Origin of the sequence: Psychrobacter proteolyticus (genome assembly GCF_038155145.1) — a bacterium.
GTDB classification, from domain to species: domain Bacteria; phylum Pseudomonadota; class Gammaproteobacteria; order Pseudomonadales; family Moraxellaceae; genus Psychrobacter; species Psychrobacter proteolyticus_B.
This window is the reverse complement of the sequence record NZ_JBAKAY010000143.1, coordinates 1-219: the sequence shown is the minus strand read 5'-3', so window position 1 is coordinate 219 and position 219 is coordinate 1. Positions and strand designations below refer to the sequence as shown.

Here is a 219-nt window from a genome sequence, read left to right as displayed (position 1 = left end):
AAAACTTGATTCTGCTACGCTTTGATAACCACGCCCTGGAGTCTGGTACTAGCGATTGATATGCTCTGCTAGCAGTCGCAGATAATTGGCTTTATCAATTGCACCTGACGCTAGCAACATGAAATCATCGATATAAGACGTAAACCCTTCGAACACCCAAAGTAAAGGCGTAAATGCTTCACGACGCAAATCGACATCGATCATGACATCACGACGTAC

Annotated in this window: 1 pseudogene; it reads right to left on the bottom strand. The window is 44.3% G+C overall.

The annotated features are described in order from the left end of the window. Positions 1-51: 51 nt before the first annotated feature. Positions 52-219 (bottom strand): annotated as a pseudogene (locus V6252_RS13290) (hypothetical protein); the annotation flags it as partial.